The 16,988-nt window shown below is 67.6% G+C and carries 16 protein-coding genes; 8 read left to right on the top strand and 8 right to left on the bottom strand.

Going from position 1 to position 16,988, the window contains the following annotated elements; all coding sequences use genetic code 11:
- The first annotated feature begins 10 nt into the window (after positions 1-10).
- Together AB0J62_RS34860 and AB0J62_RS34865 are read left to right on the top strand one after the other, a co-directional pair.
- Entirely contained in the window at positions 11-1,513 is a 1,503-nt protein-coding gene (locus AB0J62_RS34860; protein ID WP_363880635.1) for an alpha-N-arabinofuranosidase, read from the top strand.
- Between the two features lie 107 nt (positions 1,514-1,620).
- On the top strand, positions 1,621-2,238 hold the full coding sequence (locus AB0J62_RS34865) for a TMEM175 family protein (RefSeq protein ID WP_363880638.1): 618 nt from the start codon (positions 1,621-1,623) through the stop codon (positions 2,236-2,238).
- On the opposite strand, the gene AB0J62_RS34870 is transcribed toward AB0J62_RS34865, so the two are convergent.
- Complete coding sequence (locus AB0J62_RS34870) at positions 2,222-2,767, bottom strand: response regulator transcription factor (protein ID WP_363880641.1); 546 nt, start codon at positions 2,765-2,767, stop codon at positions 2,222-2,224. The genes AB0J62_RS34865 and AB0J62_RS34870 overlap by 17 nt on opposite strands.
- A gap of 81 nt (positions 2,768-2,848) precedes the next feature.
- The gene (locus AB0J62_RS34875) at positions 2,849-3,520 is read right to left on the bottom strand and encodes an ATP-binding protein (protein WP_363880644.1); all 672 of its coding nucleotides are present in this window, start codon (positions 3,518-3,520) and stop codon (positions 2,849-2,851) included.
- A 236-nt stretch (positions 3,521-3,756) separates the two neighbouring features.
- Between AB0J62_RS34875 and AB0J62_RS34880 the strand changes: the two genes are divergently transcribed.
- Both AB0J62_RS34880 and AB0J62_RS34885 read left to right on the top strand, forming a co-directional pair.
- A complete protein-coding gene (locus AB0J62_RS34880; protein WP_363880647.1) occupies positions 3,757-5,592 on the top strand; it encodes an ABC transporter ATP-binding protein in 1,836 nt (611 codons plus the stop codon).
- A gap of 108 nt (positions 5,593-5,700) precedes the next feature.
- Positions 5,701-6,534 carry a serine/threonine-protein kinase gene (locus AB0J62_RS34885; protein WP_363880650.1) on the top strand — a complete coding sequence of 278 codons (834 nt, stop codon included), beginning with the start codon at positions 5,701-5,703 and terminating at the stop codon, positions 6,532-6,534.
- Here the strand turns inward: AB0J62_RS34885 and AB0J62_RS34890 are convergent.
- Positions 6,482-6,961 carry a GNAT family N-acetyltransferase gene (locus AB0J62_RS34890; protein WP_363880653.1) on the bottom strand — a complete coding sequence of 160 codons (480 nt, stop codon included), beginning with the start codon at positions 6,959-6,961 and terminating at the stop codon, positions 6,482-6,484. The two genes, AB0J62_RS34885 and AB0J62_RS34890, sit on opposite strands and share 53 nt — an antisense overlap.
- Before the next feature lie 10 nt (positions 6,962-6,971).
- Positions 6,972-7,676 carry a siderophore-interacting protein gene (locus tag AB0J62_RS34895; protein ID WP_363880656.1) on the bottom strand — a complete coding sequence of 235 codons (705 nt, stop codon included), beginning with the start codon at positions 7,674-7,676 and terminating at the stop codon, positions 6,972-6,974.
- A gap of 89 nt (positions 7,677-7,765) precedes the next feature.
- Here AB0J62_RS34895 and AB0J62_RS34900 point away from each other — a divergent pair, with 89 nt between their 5' ends.
- From AB0J62_RS34900 to AB0J62_RS34910, 3 genes are all read left to right on the top strand, one after another.
- Positions 7,766-10,366 carry a GNAT family N-acetyltransferase gene (locus tag AB0J62_RS34900; RefSeq protein ID WP_363880659.1) on the top strand — a complete coding sequence of 867 codons (2,601 nt, stop codon included), beginning with the start codon at positions 7,766-7,768 and terminating at the stop codon, positions 10,364-10,366.
- A 108-nt stretch (positions 10,367-10,474) separates the two neighbouring features.
- Entirely contained in the window at positions 10,475-11,209 is a 735-nt protein-coding gene (locus AB0J62_RS34905) for a Type 1 glutamine amidotransferase-like domain-containing protein (RefSeq protein ID WP_363880662.1), read from the top strand.
- 129 nt (positions 11,210-11,338) lie between these two features.
- A complete protein-coding gene (locus AB0J62_RS34910) occupies positions 11,339-12,130 on the top strand; it encodes a phosphotransferase (RefSeq protein ID WP_363880665.1) in 792 nt (263 codons plus the stop codon).
- Here the strand turns inward: AB0J62_RS34910 and AB0J62_RS34915 are convergent.
- Positions 12,127-12,963 carry an aminoglycoside phosphotransferase family protein gene (locus tag AB0J62_RS34915; RefSeq protein WP_363880668.1) on the bottom strand — a complete coding sequence of 279 codons (837 nt, stop codon included), beginning with the start codon at positions 12,961-12,963 and terminating at the stop codon, positions 12,127-12,129. The two genes, AB0J62_RS34910 and AB0J62_RS34915, sit on opposite strands and share 4 nt — an antisense overlap.
- 71 nt (positions 12,964-13,034) lie before the next feature.
- Between AB0J62_RS34915 and AB0J62_RS34920 the strand changes: the two genes are divergently transcribed.
- Positions 13,035-13,874 carry a nucleotidyltransferase domain-containing protein gene (locus AB0J62_RS34920; protein ID WP_363880671.1) on the top strand — a complete coding sequence of 280 codons (840 nt, stop codon included), beginning with the start codon at positions 13,035-13,037 and terminating at the stop codon, positions 13,872-13,874.
- 42 nt (positions 13,875-13,916) lie between these two features.
- On the opposite strand, the gene AB0J62_RS34925 is transcribed toward AB0J62_RS34920, so the two are convergent.
- From AB0J62_RS34925 to treZ, 3 genes are all read right to left on the bottom strand, one after another.
- Complete coding sequence (locus AB0J62_RS34925) at positions 13,917-14,732, bottom strand: SAM-dependent methyltransferase (RefSeq protein WP_363880674.1); 816 nt, start codon at positions 14,730-14,732, stop codon at positions 13,917-13,919.
- A 180-nt stretch (positions 14,733-14,912) separates the two neighbouring features.
- Positions 14,913-15,104 (bottom strand): hypothetical protein, encoded by a 192-nt coding sequence (locus AB0J62_RS34930; protein WP_363880677.1) that lies wholly within the window; start codon positions 15,102-15,104, stop codon positions 14,913-14,915.
- A 156-nt stretch (positions 15,105-15,260) separates the two neighbouring features.
- Complete coding sequence (gene treZ, locus AB0J62_RS34935) at positions 15,261-16,988, bottom strand: malto-oligosyltrehalose trehalohydrolase (protein WP_363880682.1); 1,728 nt, start codon at positions 16,986-16,988, stop codon at positions 15,261-15,263.

The following is a 16,988-nucleotide window of genomic DNA, read 5'->3' on the forward strand; positions in this document are numbered from 1 at the left end:
GAGCCACCTGGTGCCCGCTGCCAACCTGACCATCGACCCTGCGTTCACGATCGCGCCCGTGAACCGCCGCACCTTCGGGACGTTCGTCGAGCACATGGGCCGGTGTGTCTACACCGGTATCTACGAACCCGGCCACGCGACCGCCGACGAGGACGGCTTCCGCAAGGACGTCCTCGAGCTGACCCGTGAGCTCGGCGTGTCCGTGGTGCGTTACCCCGGCGGCAACTTCGTCTCCGGTTACCGCTGGGAGGACGGTGTCGGCCCGCGGGAGGAACGACCGCGCCGGCTCGACCTGGCCTGGCACAGCGTCGAGACCAACGAGTTCGGTCTGGACGAGTTCAGCAAGTGGTGCGCGAAGGCCGGCGTCGAGCCGATGATGGCGCTCAACCTGGGCACGCGGGGTGTCCAGGAGGCGCTCGACCTGCTGGAGTACACCAACCACCCGGGCGGTACGGCGTTGTCCGATCTGCGCGAGCAGCACGGCGCATCGCCGTACGGGATCAAACTGTGGTGCCTGGGCAACGAGCTGGACGGGCCGTGGCAGGTCGGTCACAAGACGCCGACGGAGTACGGGCGGCTCGCGGCCGAGACCGCGCGGGCGATGCGGATGATCGAGCCGGATCTCCAGCTCGTCGCGTGCGGATCGTCGTCGTCGAGGATGCCGCTGTTCGGGACCTGGGAGCGCGACGTACTGCGGGAGACGTACGAGTTCGTCGAGTACATCTCCTGCCACGCGTACTACGGCAACGACGACGGCGACACTGCCTCGTTCCTGGCGTCCGCGGTGAACATGGACCGCTTCATCGAGTCCGTCGTCGCGACCGCCGATCACGTCGGCGCGGAGCTCAAGAGCAGCAAGAAGATCGACATCTCGTTCGACGAGTGGAACGTCTGGTACGGCGAACGCTCCCGCCGTACCGACGGGCCCCACGACCAGTGGGAGGTGGCGCCGCGACGGATCGAGGACGAGTACAACGCCACCGATGCCGTTGTCGTCGGCAACCTGTTGATCTCGTTGCTCCGGCACAGCGACCGGGTCGGGGTCGCCTGCCTCGCCCAGCTCGCGAATGTGATCGCCCCGATCATGACCGAGCCCGGCGGCGCGGCCTGGCGGCAGCCGACGTTCCACCCGTTCGCGATCACGTCCCGGCTCGCGGCCGGCCAGGTCCTGCGGGTCGAGACCGACTCGCCGCTCACCACGACCGAGAAGTACGGCGACGTAGCGGCGGTCGACGCGGTCGCGACGTACGACGACGGCAAGGTCGCGATCTTCGCCGTCAACCGGTCGACCGAGGGCCCGATCGAGGTCACCGTCGACGTCAGCCGCACCGGCGTCACGACCATTGCTGAAGCGCTGATCATGCATGCCGCGGATCCTCTGGCCGTCAACTCGGCCACCGACCCCGATCACGTGGTCCCGCAACAGCTCGAGACGGCCACCCTCGTCGACGGCAAACTCACCGTCACGCTCCCGGCCATCAGCTGGACAGCTGTTTCACTGACGACTGACTGACCCCTGCGGCGTCGGACTGGGTGCCCTTGGGCACCCAGTCCGATTTCGCTCAAGGCGGACCAGCACGACGGTCCGTTCACCGGTGTAGTAGGTCAGACTGTGTGCCCGTGAACACTCAGTCCGACCTCGCGGAGACCAACCGCCTGGAAGCGTTCAGTGACGGCGTCTTCGCGATCGCGATCACCCTTCTGGTCCTCGAGTTGCACAGTCCCGAGCTCGAGGAGGGGCAACGGCTGTGGCCGGCGCTGCTGGACGAGTGGCCGCAGTTCGCGGCGTACCTGACCAGCTTCGCGATCCTCGGCATCATGTGGGTCAACCACCACTCGATGTTTCGCCAGATCCAGCGCGCGGATCGCGGACTGATGTTCCTCAACCTGTTGCTGCTGTTGTGGGCGACGCTGCTGCCGTTCCCGACCAGTCTGTTCGCCGAACATCTCGAGGACCACTCGATCAACGCGAACGTCGCAGCCGCCGTCTACAGCGCGAACCTCACGCTGGCGGCGATCGCCTTCAGCCTGATCTGGTGGTACGTCCTGCGCCACCACCTGGTCGAGCACGACATGACCAAGTCGCAGATGCGCAGATCCCTGATCCGCTATTCGATGGGGACGGTGATCTACGGAGCCTGCATCGGCATCTCGTTCATCTCGGCGCAGGTGACGCTGCTGATCGTCTTCCTGCTCGCGCTGTACTACGGCTTCGAGCAGGTCAGGACCCGCGCTTGAAACGAGTGTGCCGTTGGGCCCAGAGCGCGGCCTGGGTTCGATCGGAGACGCCGAGCCGATGAAAGATGCTGGTCAGGTGCGCCTTGACGGTCCGTTCACTGATGCCGAGGCGCTGGGAGATCGTCCGGTTCGGCAAACCGGAGCCGAGCATCTCGAGGACCTCCTGCTCGCGGGTCGTGAAGGTGATCTCCTGAGCTGAGTGGCGCCTGCTGGTCAGGAACTCATGGGCCGCCTTGGGATCCAGCGGCGATCCGCCGGCGGTCACCTGGCGGATCGCGGTGAGGATCGTGTCGGTGCTGCTGTCCTTGAGCAGGTAGCCCTCCGCGCCCGCGTCGAGTGCGGCCATGATCCGTTCGTGGTCGCTGAATGACGTCAGCACCAGCACATGGGTGCCGGCATTCTCGGTGACGATGCGCTCGGTGGCCGTGACGCCGTCGGTACCCGGCATCGACAGGTCCATCAGGACGACGTCCGGACGCAGCTCGGCAGCCATCGCGACGCCCTCGTCGCCGTCTGCTGCCGTGCCCACCGGGTCGAGATCCTCGGTGCCGGCCAGCAACTGGCAGCCCGGTGCGGACGATGTCGTGATCGTCCACGACCAGGACGCGAATCATCCGACCGGGACCTCGACGTTCACGCTGGTGCCCTGGCCGGGCGCGGCCCGGACCCGCAGTACGCCGCCGCAGGCAGTCACCAGATCACTGGTCGACTGCAGACCGAAATGCCCGGCCTCGTGGCGTTCCAGCAGTCGGGCACGGTCGAAGCCCTGCCCGTCGTCCTCGACGAGGAGCGTCGCCTGCCCGCGCCGGCGGCCGGCCCTGATCAGTACTTCGTGTGCTCCGCTGTGCCTCGCGACGTTCCGGACGGCCTCCTGGGCTGCCCGGAAGATGAGAGTCGAGGTGCCGGGTGGCAGGCACTCTGTCCGCGACACCTCGAGCCGTACTTCCATGCCGAGACATTCGAGGGTCTCGGCCAGACGCTCGAGCGCGAGACCGAGTCCTTCGTCGCCCAGGTCGGGCGGGTAGTTGTCGAGCAACAGAGTCCTGAGGTCTCCGATGCTGCGTCGCAGCCGCAGTGCACTGTCGGCGATCACCTCGCCGTGCTGATCGGCGGACACCCCGCCCAGCCGCAGCCGTTCCAACGCGTAGTTGATTCCGGCGAGATCCTGGATCACCCCGTCGTGCAGCTCACCGATGAGCCGCCGGCGCTCGAGATCGCGGACGTACTGATCGCGGCGGCACAACCGCGCGCGCCGCATCCGGCGGATTCGTTCGAGCAGCACGCCACCTACGAGAATGGCCGGTCCTGCAATTACGGTCCGGCCCCAGAAAATAGCTCCCATCGTTCAGTCCCCCATTGTCCCCACTTCGGATGATAGGCGCATTCCTTCCGGCTGAGCAGTTGCCGGACGATTACGGATCGGCTGTGACTAGGGGTTCACGGCAAGCAACAGAATCCGCGAGGTGCTAGCCCAAATGTGCAATGGCGCAAGGGCGATCGCACCGGGATGGTGGAAAGATGAAGGCGCCGTTGAGCCTCAGCGTGGCGGGCCCATCGGTCCGTCATCACTCCCCGGCGCTGGCTGCTGCCGCGATTCTCGTCGTACTGCAGGTGGGCATCACGCTGTTGCGTCCGTGGCCGCTGGCTTTGGCAGTGGATTACGCCCTCGGCGGCAAACCGCTGACCGGACGCTTCGCATTCCTTTCCGGGACGGCGCCGGCCCGGTTGCTGGTGCTCGCGGGCGCCGCGTCCGTCGTTCTGATCGTGGTCGACGGCCTGCTCGAGCTGGTGATCATGCGAACCGCCGAAGGCGCGGCCGAGCGGATCGGCACCGCCCTGCGGGCGAGCATGTTCGAGCGGGCGATGACCCGATCGCTGCGGTGGCACGACCGGATGCGCAGCGGTGAGCTCGTGTCCCGGCTGACTACCGACGTGGGCCGGGTCCTGGACGGCGTGGTCGCGATCACCACCTCGTTCTTTCCCGACGCCGTCATGCTGGTCGGTGTCCTGGTCCTGCTACTGGCCTTCGATCCCGGTCTGCTCCTGATCGGCCTGGCGGTCGTGCCGGTGCTGGCCGGACTGGCTGTGCGGCAGCGAGCTCGGATCAGAGCCGCCCAGCAAGCCGCCCGGGCGGAGTCAGGCCGGCTGGCCGGAACGACCACAGACCTGCTGCGCAATGTTCGCGCGGTCCAGGCCTTCGGCCGGATCGACCACGCGACGGGCGAGTTCGCTCAGCGCAACCGCGCCGTACTCGATGCCGAACTGCATGCGATCAGGGTGGACGCCCGCTGGACCCCGGTTGCCGATGTGCTGCTGGCGATCGGATCCGCGCTGGTGCTCGTCGTCGGAGGTATGTCCGTGCTGAACGGCGCGCTGACCGTCGGCGAGCTGCTGGTGGTCACCGCTTACCTGCGCGATCTCTATTCGCCGGTCCGTGGACTGACTCGTCTGTCGGCCGTTCTGGCCAAGGCCGCCGCCAGTGCCACCCGGGTGCGGGAGGTGCTGGACTGCGACGAGGCAGTCACCGACCGCGTTGGCGCCTGGACCGCGCCGCCACTCGTCGAGGACGTCCGGTTCGAGCATGTCGGCTTCCGGTACGACGCGGACCAGCCGGTGCTCGACAACTTCAATCTCCGGGTCGCGGCCGGCGAGACGGTCTGCCTGATCGGGCCTAGTGGGATCGGCAAGAGCACGGTCCTCCATCTCCTGCTCCGGCTGTACGACGTCAACACCGGCAGGGTTCTCATCGACGGCGTGAACGTGCGCTACTGCAAACAACTCACGGTCCGCAGCCGGTTCGCCTACGTGCCGCAGGATCCCTGGCTGCTCGACGCGACGGTCGCGGAGAATATTGCCTTCGGCAACCCAGCGGCCACCCGGGCCGACGTACTCGAGGCCGGCCGGAACGCTCAGGTGGACGAGTTCATCGGCCGGTTGCCGCACGGCTACGACACGCCTCTCGGGGAGAACGGCGTCCGGCTGTCGGGCGGTCAACGGCGCCGGATCGCCATCGCCCGCGCCGTGGTGTCCTATGCGCCGATGGTGCTGCTGGACGAGCCGACGGCATCGCTCGACCCGCGGTCCGCCGCCGCCGTGGTCAGAGCGATCAAGACCGCCACGGCGCATCGCACGGTCCTGGTCGTCACCCACGACCGGGAGCTGGCCGCCATCGCGGACCGCGTCGTGAGCCTCGCCGGCACGACTGTCCAGGACCGCGTAGTGAGCTCTCGATCGTCACAGATGTCCGACACCGCACGGCAAGCGGAAGGGGGTGAACGTCATGCCGCGAATCGCACCGACGATGTACAACAAACGGCACCACAAGCACGGTGGCTCACGGAGCCGCAGCTGTAGCCGTAGTCGCAGCCGTAGTCGCAGCCGTAGCCGCTGCTGAGGTTCGGCGGACCGCCGGCCGGCGGGGTTCGTCGGCCGGCGGTCCACGTCCGTGGTTGGAGGAAGAACATGGTCGACCCTGAGGACGGCCTCCCTGTCTGGGAGTTCGCGGAGGGTTCTCCGCTCCCGGGCGGGAACCTCGCGATCGAACGGATGGGCGTGGGGGTGCGGTGTGAGACCTGGCTCGTCTGGAATCCCGGCCTGTGGAGCCCGGCTGTGCTCAAGCTGGTCCGTCCCCACCAGCTAGATCACCCGCGCGGATTGCGAACCTTGTGCCGGGAAACGGCCGCCCTGTCGGGAAACCTGCACCCCTCGGTGCCACGCTTGCTCGCGGACGGCACGAGGGATCAGGTGCCGCACATCCTGGTCGAGTACGTCGACGGGCCGGCACTGGACGAGGAGATCGACGAGAACGGCGCGCTCACGGCGGAGGAGGCCGCCATACTCGGTGCTCAACTGCTGCCCGCTGTCACCTCGCTGCACCAGCGAGGTCTGGCCCATCTCGACCTCAAGCCGGCGAACGTCGTACTGCGTGACGCCCGGCCCATCCTGCTGGATTTCGGGACCGCGCGGCCGATCGGCTCGCCACAACCTGCTGGTCATCCGGTCGGCACCAGGGGCTACGCCGCACCGGAGCAGGAGGCATGCGAACCGGTCTCGGCCGCGATGGACCTTTACGGGGTGGGAATGGTGCTGGCCGAAGCGGTGGCGGGCGTACCGCTCGCGGACGGGGGCGAACTCCCGCAGTCGCCGCTTGCCCCTGTCATCCGTCAGTTGCTCGCCGAGCAACCCGGTGAGCGCGGCACGACCGCTGACCTGCTGGTCGCCCTCGCGGAGGTCGCCGGCGAGCTCAGGCCCTGGCCGAAGTGGCTGGATCGGTACGCCGCCGGCGGAAGTGTGTGATCTGCGTTCCCGGCGCGATCGTGGTGCGGCCGCTCTCGACGTACCCGCGCGACTTGTAGAGATTCACGGCCGGGGTGTTGGCCGAGCCGGTCGAGACCAGGCTGATCGGTCGGGGTTCGAGCTGGTCCAGGTAGTCAAGGAGGGCCCTGCCGTGGCCGCGGCGGGCGTGGGCCGGATCGACGACCAGGCGGGAGATCTCGACCGTGTCGTCGTCCGGGAACTCATAAGCGACCGCGCCGACCAGCGTGCTTCCGTCGTACCTGCCGAGCCAGTGCTCCGTGGACTGCATGAGTCCGGCGAGGTCTTCCTGGAGAGGCGGGATGCCGTCGAAGCCGATCAGCTCGGCCTCTATCGCGTACGCGGCGTGCTGGATCTGCAGCAACCCCTCGGCGAGGGCGTGGTCGGTGACGTCGAGCGGCGTGATCACGCCGGCAAGGTTACGCGGCCTTCCAGTAACCGAGGGACTTCACGCGGTGCTTCGGCACGGCGAGATCCTTCAGGACGTACGACGTGAGCGTGCGCGTCGTCGCCGTGTCGCACGCGATCCAGACGAACGTGTCGGGGCCGACTTCGTCTTTGAGCTCCGTCGTCACCTGCTCGACCAGCTGCGCCCGCGGGACGGTCCTCAGGTCGTGGTGCTCCTCGGTGCGGAACGGCAGCTCGCGGTCCAGGTCGTGGGTGGTCTCGAACCAGATCGTGGCCGGCAGCTTCGGGGCGGCCGCGAGCAGCGAGTTGATCGCGGGCAACGAGGCAGGGTCGCCGATCACCAGCATCCGCGGCGGCAACGGGTCCGGCACCTCGAAGCCGGTCCCCTGCACGGTCGCCTCGATCGTGTCGCCGGGCTCGGCCTTCCGGGACCAGTCGCTCGCACATCCGTCGTGCAGCGCGAACTCCAGGCTGAACGTGCCGGCCTCGAGCTCCGGATCGACCAGCGTGTACGCACGCTGGTGCGGCCTGCCTGCGTTGTCGAACCAGAGCCGCACCCACATCGTGGGGTGTACGCCGATCGCCTGCAGCAGACCGCCGTCGGTGAAATGCACCCGGCGGTAGCGCTCGGTGACCTGTTCGGCGCCCGTCACGGTGAAGACGAAGTCCTTCCCGCGGAACAGCTTGAGCACCACGCCTTCCCAGCCGTGCCCCACTCCACACCTCCAGCGACAATTGCCCTTGCGGCGTCAAGTCGTTGCTGCGTAAGTTAGTGCAGCCTAACCTAACTGAAGCGAGGCGCGTTGTGAATGCGAGAGTGTTCCGGGACACGTACGGCGTGCCGCACCTCCAGGCCGGCGATCCTCTCGCGTTGGTGTATCTCCAAGGGGTCAACGCCGCCCGGGACCGCGCCTGGCAGATCGAGCTCGAACGCCGCAGGTACCTCGGGACGAGCGCCGCGTTCCTCGGCCCGGACGCCGCCGGATGGGATGTCTTTGCGCGACAGGCCCGGCTGGCTGACACGGCCCAGCGGTGCTTCGAATCGCTCGACGACGAGACGCGCGAGTGGGTCACGGCGTACGTCGAAGGCGTGAATCATGCGCTGCCGGGCGGGGCCTCGCGGGCGCCGGAGTTCGCCGAGACCAGGTTGACGCTGCAGGAGTGGGAGCCGTGGACGCCGCTCGGGATCTGGCTGGCGGTCCATGTGCTGTTCGCCGGCTTCCCGACGAAGTTGTGGCGGACCCATGTCGCGCGGCAGCTCGGCGAGGACGCGTTGGATCTGTTCACGTCCGAGGGGCCGCATGGTGCCGGAAGTAACGGGTGGCTCATCCCTGGGTCGCATACCGCGTCGGGTCAGGCGATCGTGGCAGGTGATCCGCATCGGTACATCGAGAGCCCGGGCGTCTACCAGCAGATCCGGCTGACCTGTCCGGAGTACGACGTACTGGGTCTCGCTGTGCCTGGCATTCCCGGTCTGGCGCACTTCGGTCACACAGGCGGTGTCGCGTGGGCGATCACGAACGCGATGGCCGATTACCAGGATCTGTACGCCGAGCGCCTCCGTCGAACGGCTACTGGGGTGGAGGCACTGTGCCCGGACGGTTGGAAGCCGGCCGCCGCACATCGTGAGGTGGTCGAGGTCGCCGGGGCGGACCCGATCGAGGTCGAGGTGATCGAGACCGAGCGTGGCCCGATCATCCAGGACGGCATCAGTCTGCGGTATCCACCTCGGGTGACCGGTCGGCTCGGGTTCGAGGTGATGGCTAAGTTGCTGCGGGCAACCACTGTCGCAGACGTCGATTCCGCGTTCGACGAGTGGGTCGAGCCGGTGAACGTGGTCCTGGCGGCTGACACCGCGGGTGGGCTGCTGCATCGGACGGCCGGGCTCGTGCCGCAGCGGCATGCGAGCAACCGGATGCGCGTCGTACCGGCTTGGGAGGCTGAGCATCAGTGGGAGGGGTGGTACGACCCGATGCCGCGGGAGGACGTGAACGGTCCCGTGGTGATGGCGAATGCTCGTGAACTGGCGGCGCCGTTGGGCGTCGAGTTCGCGGCGCCGCACCGTTCGGACCGCATCCGCGAGCTGGTCAACGCTCGCGATGACTGGTCTGTCGACGACATGCCGTCGATCCACAAGGACACGTTCCTCGGCTCAGCCGGCTTCGTCCTCGACCTGCTGATCGACCTCGAAGACCTCTCCACGCAAGCCGTTGCCCTGCGCACCGAATTGCTCGCCTGGGACCGCCACATGGACGCGGAGAGTACGACGGCCTCGTCGTACGCCGCGCTCCGCAAGGCACTGATCGCGCGACTCACGGATCACTTCACGATCCTCGAGGACGCCGAGGTCGCGGAGCTGTTCGCGCCGTGGATGGATCCGTTGACGCACGTCTCCTACGCGCTCGAGAACCTGGTTGCGGCGAACCTCCCGGAGATCAACTTCGGCTGGCTGGCGCGGGAGGCGCTGGAGGAGGTTGCCGCGCACAAGCCTCGGCCGCCGTGGGGTGAGACGCATCAGCTCTCGCCGCTGCACGCGTTGCGCGGGCCGGTGTTCGCGCGGGACGAGGAGCCGTACGACCTGGCGCTCTCCGGCGATCACCACTGCGTTATGTCCACGTCAAGCCTGCCGGGGCTCACCGACATGTGCATCCGCGCGTCGGCGGCGCGGTACGCCTGGGATCTTGCCGATCGTTCAGCCAGCAGGTGGGTCGTGCCGCTCGGCGCGTCCGGCGTACTCGGAGATCCACATCATCACGACCAGCTGCCGTTCTGGTTGAGCGGATCGTTGGCCCCTGCGGTCGCTGCGACCAGTCGTGAGGATCGCGGTTACTCGGTCGAGGTGGACGGGTTCGGCACGGTCCGGCTCGAGGAGGCCGATCCGGAGCGGGACCTCGACCTGATTCACGAGTGGGTGACGGCGGAGCGGGCGACGTACTGGGGTATGGGCGGGCTGTCGCGCGACGAGATCGCGGCCACGTATCGCTTCCTGGATTCGGTGCCGACGCATCACGTGTACGTCGTACGGCTGGACGATGCACCGGTGGCGCTGCTGCAAACCTACGACCCGCAGGCGGATCCGGCCGGTGCGGCGTACGACGTCAAGGCCGGCGATCTCGGGCTGCATCTGCTGATCGCGCCCGGTGATCCGCAGCCGGGCTTCACCGGCAATCTGCTGCAGGCCCTTGCGGAGTTCGTGTTCGTGCAGCTCGGGCATCCGCGCCTGGTGGTCGATCCCGACGTACGCAACACCCGCGCTATCGACCGCTTCCACCGCACCGGCTTCACGCTCGGCCCGGAAGCCAAGATCCCGCAACCTGACGGCTCGACCAAGACAGCGCAGTTCGCCTTCCTTACGAAGGCGCAGTTCCTGAGCTCCAAGCGTTCGGGGACACGGGACTACAGCTAGCACGGTCCTGGACGAATTCTTGGTGGCGGTGTCGGATCGGGGCGGGGCTGTTCGTTGCAGAGTTGAGCGGCCGCACGCTCCACCGCACGGACAATCAAGGAAGGCGCCATGAAGCTTCTGCTGACTTCTGCCGGGATCCACAATCCGAGCATCCAGGACGCGCTGGTCGAGCTGCTGGGCAAGCCGATCGCCGAGTCGACTGCCCTCGTCATCCCGACCGCCATCTACCCGTTCCGCGGCGGGCAGTTCGCGTCGTACCGGATGATCACCGGCAACGGTCCGTCGCATCTGGCCGATCTGGGCTGGAAGTCTCTGGGAGTCCTCGAGCTGTCGGTGCTGCCGAGCATCGAAGAGGATGCCTGGGTGCCGACGGTCCGCGAGGCCGACGCCTTGCTGTTCTGGGGCGGCGACCCGCTGTTCCTCGCCAACTGGATGCGCCGTTCCGGCCTCGCCGACCTCCTGCCGACGCTGCGCCCGGAGGCGGTGTACGTCGGGGTGAGCGCCGGGAGCATCGCCGCGACATCGACCTTCGTGGAGACGTACACCGAACAGCCCCGCGGCACCGACGGACCGCTGAAGTCGGAGGACATCGTCTTCAGCACTCCGGAAGGCGACCTCCACCGCCTGCTGGTCACCGGCGAAGGAGCCGGGCTCGTCGACTTCGCGGTCATCCCGCACTTCGAACACCCCGACCACACCGACGCCTCGTTGGCCAACGCCGAGAAGTGGGCAGCACACATCCCCGCGCCGACATACGCGATCGACGACGACTCGGCCATCAAGGTCGTCGACGGCACAGTGGAGGTCGTCTCCGAAGGTCAGTGGAAGCTGTTCACGCCCTAGACCCCTGCCCGGTCGCGTGCCAGGATCTCCGAGTGCGGGACGGGTAGAGGTGCAGGCGGCGCGCAGCCGACCGAGCGGACAGTGAACTGGGCCGTCGATTCGATCGGCGGCGGTGCCACGATCAGATCGGTGCAACCGCTCCACGACGATCAAGGCCCCTGGCGGCTGAGTGTCGACGTACGTGGTCGTGCGAGGCATTTCGTGCTGCGTTCGATCACTCCGCGCATCGATGCCGGGTTGATCGCTACGGGTGCGGCCGCGCTCGAGGTTGCCGAAGTACACCGGTTGCGAGCTCCGCGGCTCGTCGCGAAGGACCTCGCCGGCCGCGCGGCCGGCGTACCGGCAACCCTCGAGACTGTTGCTTCAGGCAACACAACCTGGCCGCGAACGCTGCCTGTCGCACGCCTACGCGCCGCCGGCGCAGCACTCGCCCAGGTCCATGCGATCCGGCTCGCCCCCGGCCCTCACCTACCGCTCCGGACACGTCCCATTGCGGTCGACGATTTCGCCGGAGACCGGCGGCTGGGTCGGATGCCGACGTCGCCACTCCTCAGACAAGCAGACGAGATGATCCGGAGCATCCCCCAGCCGCAGGGCGACAACGTCTTTGTGCACGGCGATGTCTGGCCCGGCAACATGGCCTGGACGGACGATGTCGGCTGCACGTTGATCGACTGGAAGACGGCCGGTGTTGGCAACCCCGGCGTCGATCTGGGTGAACTGCGCAAGCAGATTGCCATCACGTACGGCGCGACGACCGTGGACATCGTGGACGCCTGGGAAGAAGCCTCCAGTACGGCGGCCGCCAACATCCCGTACTGGGACGCCGTCGCCGCACTCAACACCCCGACAACTCTGTACAGCCGCGAGGCGACCGCGCGACGTGATGCGTTCCTGCAGGCAGCCCTCGACCAGCTCTAACGCGATGAGTCGAGTGCTTCTCGGAGCTCGGCGAGGCCGTCGAGACCCATCTGTCGGCCGTTCGGGAACTGGTCTCCTCGATCCCAGCGCCACGTTGTGACCATCGCCAGGACGAGGATCCGGCAGACGCTGACCAAGTCTTGATCCGCACCCGGGTACTGCGCACTGACTTCCTCCGGCGCATGAGCGACATCGAATTCGATCGGCCCACGACAGCACGTCTCGAGGTCGATGAAGAGAGGCCCGTGCTTCGTGTTGAGCAGATTTCCCGGGTGCGGTTCGCCGTGCAGCAGCTGCTCCGGCGCGCCGCGCTCGACGATCGTCCGCCGGAGGTAGCGCAATGCGTCGTCGAGAAGCTCCCGGCCGGCGTCGTCGAGCTCCGGCGTACTGTCGCGGTTCGCCACGAGTTCCTGGGCCTCTGCGATCCGATCCGTGAAATGCGGCGACGGGAGATCGACCTTGCGCATACCGGCATGCAGCCGTTCGAGCGCGTCGGCGTAGTCGGCCGGCGCGATCGCGTCGGGCGCCACGGACTCGTAGTACGTCCAGAACGTGACCACGAAGCCATCACGCTGATAGGCCCGCGGCTCCACACGAGGCTCGAGAGCCGCCATCGGACTCGCGAGTTCGACGAGCTGCTGCGCGAGATCGATCTCGAACTGTGCATTCTGCTCGTCCACAGGCGCCACGCGGGCCATCACGTCACAAGGCAGCAGGCGAAGCGCCAACTTGTTCGAGTTGTGCAGAAAGCTCACATCGTCCACTGCCAGATCCAGCGACGAAGCGATCACCTTGACCGCATCCACCGCCCGCACAACCTCAGCCGCCTCCATACCGCGCCGTACCCCTATCAGTCGCTACGCTCCCCGGAAAAGCCAGAAGCCTAGGAGCATCATGGACGCTCATGACTGACAATGCTCGCGAATATTCGGCACGCAGCGGCGCGGCGGACCCGCGCCAGCAGGCCCTGATCGAACGGGCCGAACACGTTCTCAGCCAGGACGATCGAGTGCTGGGCGTGTGGCTGGTCGGTAGCTTCGGCCGGGGGACGGACGATCGGTTCAGCGACGTCGATCTGTGGGTCGTCGTCGCCGCGGACGATGTCGACAGCTTCTGCGACGACTGGCCGAAGACCTCGGACGAGATCTCGCCGACGGTGTTCCGTCGCGCGCTCGGCCCGCGGGTCTTCAATCACATCACGCCGGAGTGGGTTCGCTTCGACGTCTCAGTCGGTACGCCGGACGCGATCGGCAGCCGCACCCGGTCGACCGCGAAGCCGCTGTACGACCCGCACGGCCTGAGTGCTGATCTCGCGGCACCGGGCGCACCGAAACAGCCGGACCCTGCGCGTGTCGAGTTCATCACCGTGGAATTCCTCCGCGTACTGGGCCTGCTTCCGGTCGCCATCGGACGCGAGGAGTACGTCGTCGGCGAGTCGGGCGCCGGTCTGCTGCGGCAGATGCTGATCGACCTGATGCTCGAAGACGTCGCCGTCGAAGACCGCGGCGGCGTCCTGCACCTCGACCGCCTACTACCCGCCGACCGTCAGCAGATCCTCGCCGGCCTTCCACCGCTCCAGGCCACCCGCGAATCGGTCGTCACCGCCAACATCACCTGCGCCACGCACTTCCTGCCGCTGGCCCGCGCCCTCCACGCACGATGCGGCCTGCCCTGGCCCCAAGAGCTCGAAACGGCAGCCCGCCAACACCTGTCCACATCCCTCGCGATCGACCTACCTGCGTAGTTCGATCACCGCGCTGAGGTGGGTGCGCGGCGGCGCTAGCACCTAGTTCTTGCGGGCCAGCACCGCGGCGATCAGGCGCTGGTAGTCGTTCGGGTCTTCGGGGGCGTCGTCGTTGCGCCACTCCGACGCCGGCACCAGGCCGGGCTCCAGGACCGTGAAGCCGTCGCCGAACAGCGCGAGGATCTGGTCGTCGGTGCGCCAGCGGCCGCGGCCGAGCGAACCCTGGAGGAGGGCCTCGAGCTCCTGGCTCCGGGGGTCGTTCTCGCTGCGGAAGTGGCTGATGAAGACGAGGCTGCCGGACGCGATCCGGTCGTGCCAGAAGCGGACGATGCCGGCCGGGTCCTCGTCGTCGTTGACGTGGTGGAGGGTGGCGCTGAAGATCACGCCGACGGGCTTGCTGAAGTCGATCAGCCGCACGGTGTCGGGGTGCTCGATGATCGCCTTCGGCTCGCGCAGGTCGGCCTGGATGACGGTGGTGTTGTCGTTCTCGGCGAGCAGCGCCCGCCCGTGGGCGAGCACGATCGGGTCGTTGTCGACGTACACGATCTTCGCGTCCGGGGCGTACCGCTGGGCGACCTGGTGCACGTTGTCGGCGGTCGGCAGGCCGCTGCCGAGGTCGATGAACTGCCGCACCGGCGTGTTCGTGACGATCTCCTGGACCGCCCGGATCAGCGCGCCGCGGTTGTCGTACGCGATCATCCGCGAGCCCGGCAGTTCGTTGATGAACCGGTCCCCGAACGCGCGGTCCACCGCGAAGTTGTCCTTGCCGCCGAGCAGGTAGTCGTACGTCCGGGCGATACTCGGCTTCGTGGTGTCGAAGGGGTACGGCGAGTCCACCTGGTCGTCTGCGTCAGCCATCGCGCGGAGTCCTTCCTCTCGAGACAGCTGTCACTCTATGCGACGCGGAAACTACCTCGCTCCGGACCCCGGCCAGTCATGTCGTCAGCGGCCGTCCGGGTGAGTCCAGGACGGCCGCTCAGGCGGCTGTTTCAGAACGGTGACCTGGTCTGGCGGGCCCTGCCACCGGTTGTCGTCAGTTCAGCGTGGTTTCGGTACGTCGTGGTCGCGGCCGGACGCGCGCCGCTCGTGGGTGGTGTCGTGCACCGCGTGGTCCGCGGTACGTGGGGCCGGGCACACCGGGCCGCGACGGATCGGGCCGCCACCCAGCCTCCGGCTCTTCCACTGCTTCTCTTCGTAGTCGTAGTAAGTGTCGACGCCTCCGACGGTCATCCGGACCTCCCTGTGACCCCCCGTCCCCTGCTGGCCCATCAACGGTCCGTCACAACCGCGTCACCAGACAAGCGATTCCGGGAATCACCACGGATCAACACGCTCGAACGCCGGGATCTGTTGGTTTGCCCTACATATGTGCAGCGTTGGAAAGTCTCAGACGGAGACGATCGCGACGCCGTGACCGGGCAACCACAGGCCGCCCTCGGCCAGTTCGGCCGCTCCGAACGACATCACCAGGTACTCCGGGGGCACGTCCACCGGCACGATCGCGTCGTCGGCGGACAGGTTCGCCACTACCCGCAGGCTGCCGCGCGTCACCACGAGCCAGGCCCCGGCGGGGTCGAACGAGATCCCGACGGACTCGAGCCGGTCGTCGCGCAGCTCCGGCATCCGGGCCCGGAAGGTGAGCAGGTGCCGGTACCACATCAGCACCTCGCGATGCGGTGACTCGTCCGGCTCCGACCAATCTAGGACCGAGCTGCGCCAGGTCTGCGGATCCTGCGGGTCCGGGATCTCGTCGGCGTCCCAGCCGAACTCGGCGAACTCCCGCCGGCGCCCGGTCCGGACCGCCTCGGCCAGCTCCGGCTCACCGAAGTCGGTGAAGAACCGCCACGGTGTCGAGGCGCCCCACTCCTCGCCCATGAACAGCATCGGGGTGTACGGCGACGTCAGGACCAGCGCGGCGCCGATGGCGAGCTGCCCCGGCGTGAGCGCCGGCCGGTCACCGAGAGCCCGGTTGCCGATCTGGTCGTGGTTCGACGTGTAGACGAGGAACTGACCGCCGTGTTCCTTCTGCGGATCGACCGGATGTCCCCAGTTCTTGCCGCGGAACGTCGAGTACGTCCCGTCGTGCATGAACACCCGCGTCAGCGTCTTCGCGAACACCGCCGGGTCGCCGAAGTCCACGTAGTACCCGAAGCGCTCGCCGGTCAGCAGCGAGTGCAGGGCGTGGTGGAAGTCGTCGCTCCACTGTGCGGTCATGCCCATGCCGCCCTTGGACACCGGCTCGACAGTGCGCGGATCGTTGAGGTCGGACTCGGCTACCAGGCCGAGCGGTCGTCCGAGCTCCTGCGAGAGCTCCGCGGTCTCGTCCGACAGTTGCTGGAGCAGATGCTTCGGGCTGTCGTCGACCAGCGCGTGTACGGCGTCCAGTCGCAGCGCGTCGAGGTGGAAGTCGCGGAACCAGCGGAGTGCGTTGTCGCAGATCCACCGGCGTACCTCTGTGCTGCCTGTGTCGTCGAGGTTGACCGCCGGACCCCATGGCGTCGAGTGGCGGTTGGTGAAGTACGGACCGAAGTTGGCGAGGTAGTTCCCGCTCGGGCCGAGGTGGTTGTAGACGACGTCCAGACAAACGGCCAGTCCAGCCTCGTGACACTGGTTGACGAACCGCTGCAATGCCTCCGGTCCCCCGTACGGCTCGTGGACGGCGTAGAGGTCCACACCGTCGTACCCCCAGCCTTGTACGCCGGGGAACGCGGCGACCGGTAGCAGCGAGACGACCTCCACGCCCAGCACGGCCAGGTAGTCCAGGTGCTCTGCGGCCGCGTCCAGCGTGCCGTCTGCGGTGAAGGTGCCCAGGTGCAGCTCGTAGAAGACGGACCCGCGGACGTCGCGACCGGTCCAGTTGTCGTCGGTCCACTCGAAACGGTCCGGCTCGAAGACCCGGCTGAACCCGTGGACGCCGTCCGGCTGCCACGGGCTGCGTGGATCGGGCATCGGGTCGCTGCCGTCGACGGAGTACGCGTAGTCGGTGCCGTGATGGGCCTCGACGACGTGCCGTTCCCACCAGCCGTCCGGCGCGAAGCGCATCGGCAGCACGCCGTCACGCAGGACCAGGTCGACGTTGGTTGCCTCAGGCACCCAGACGCGGAAGTTGTGCAT

The organism is Kribbella sp. NPDC049584 (assembly GCF_040675555.1).
Taxonomy (GTDB): domain Bacteria; phylum Actinomycetota; class Actinomycetes; order Propionibacteriales; family Kribbellaceae; genus Kribbella.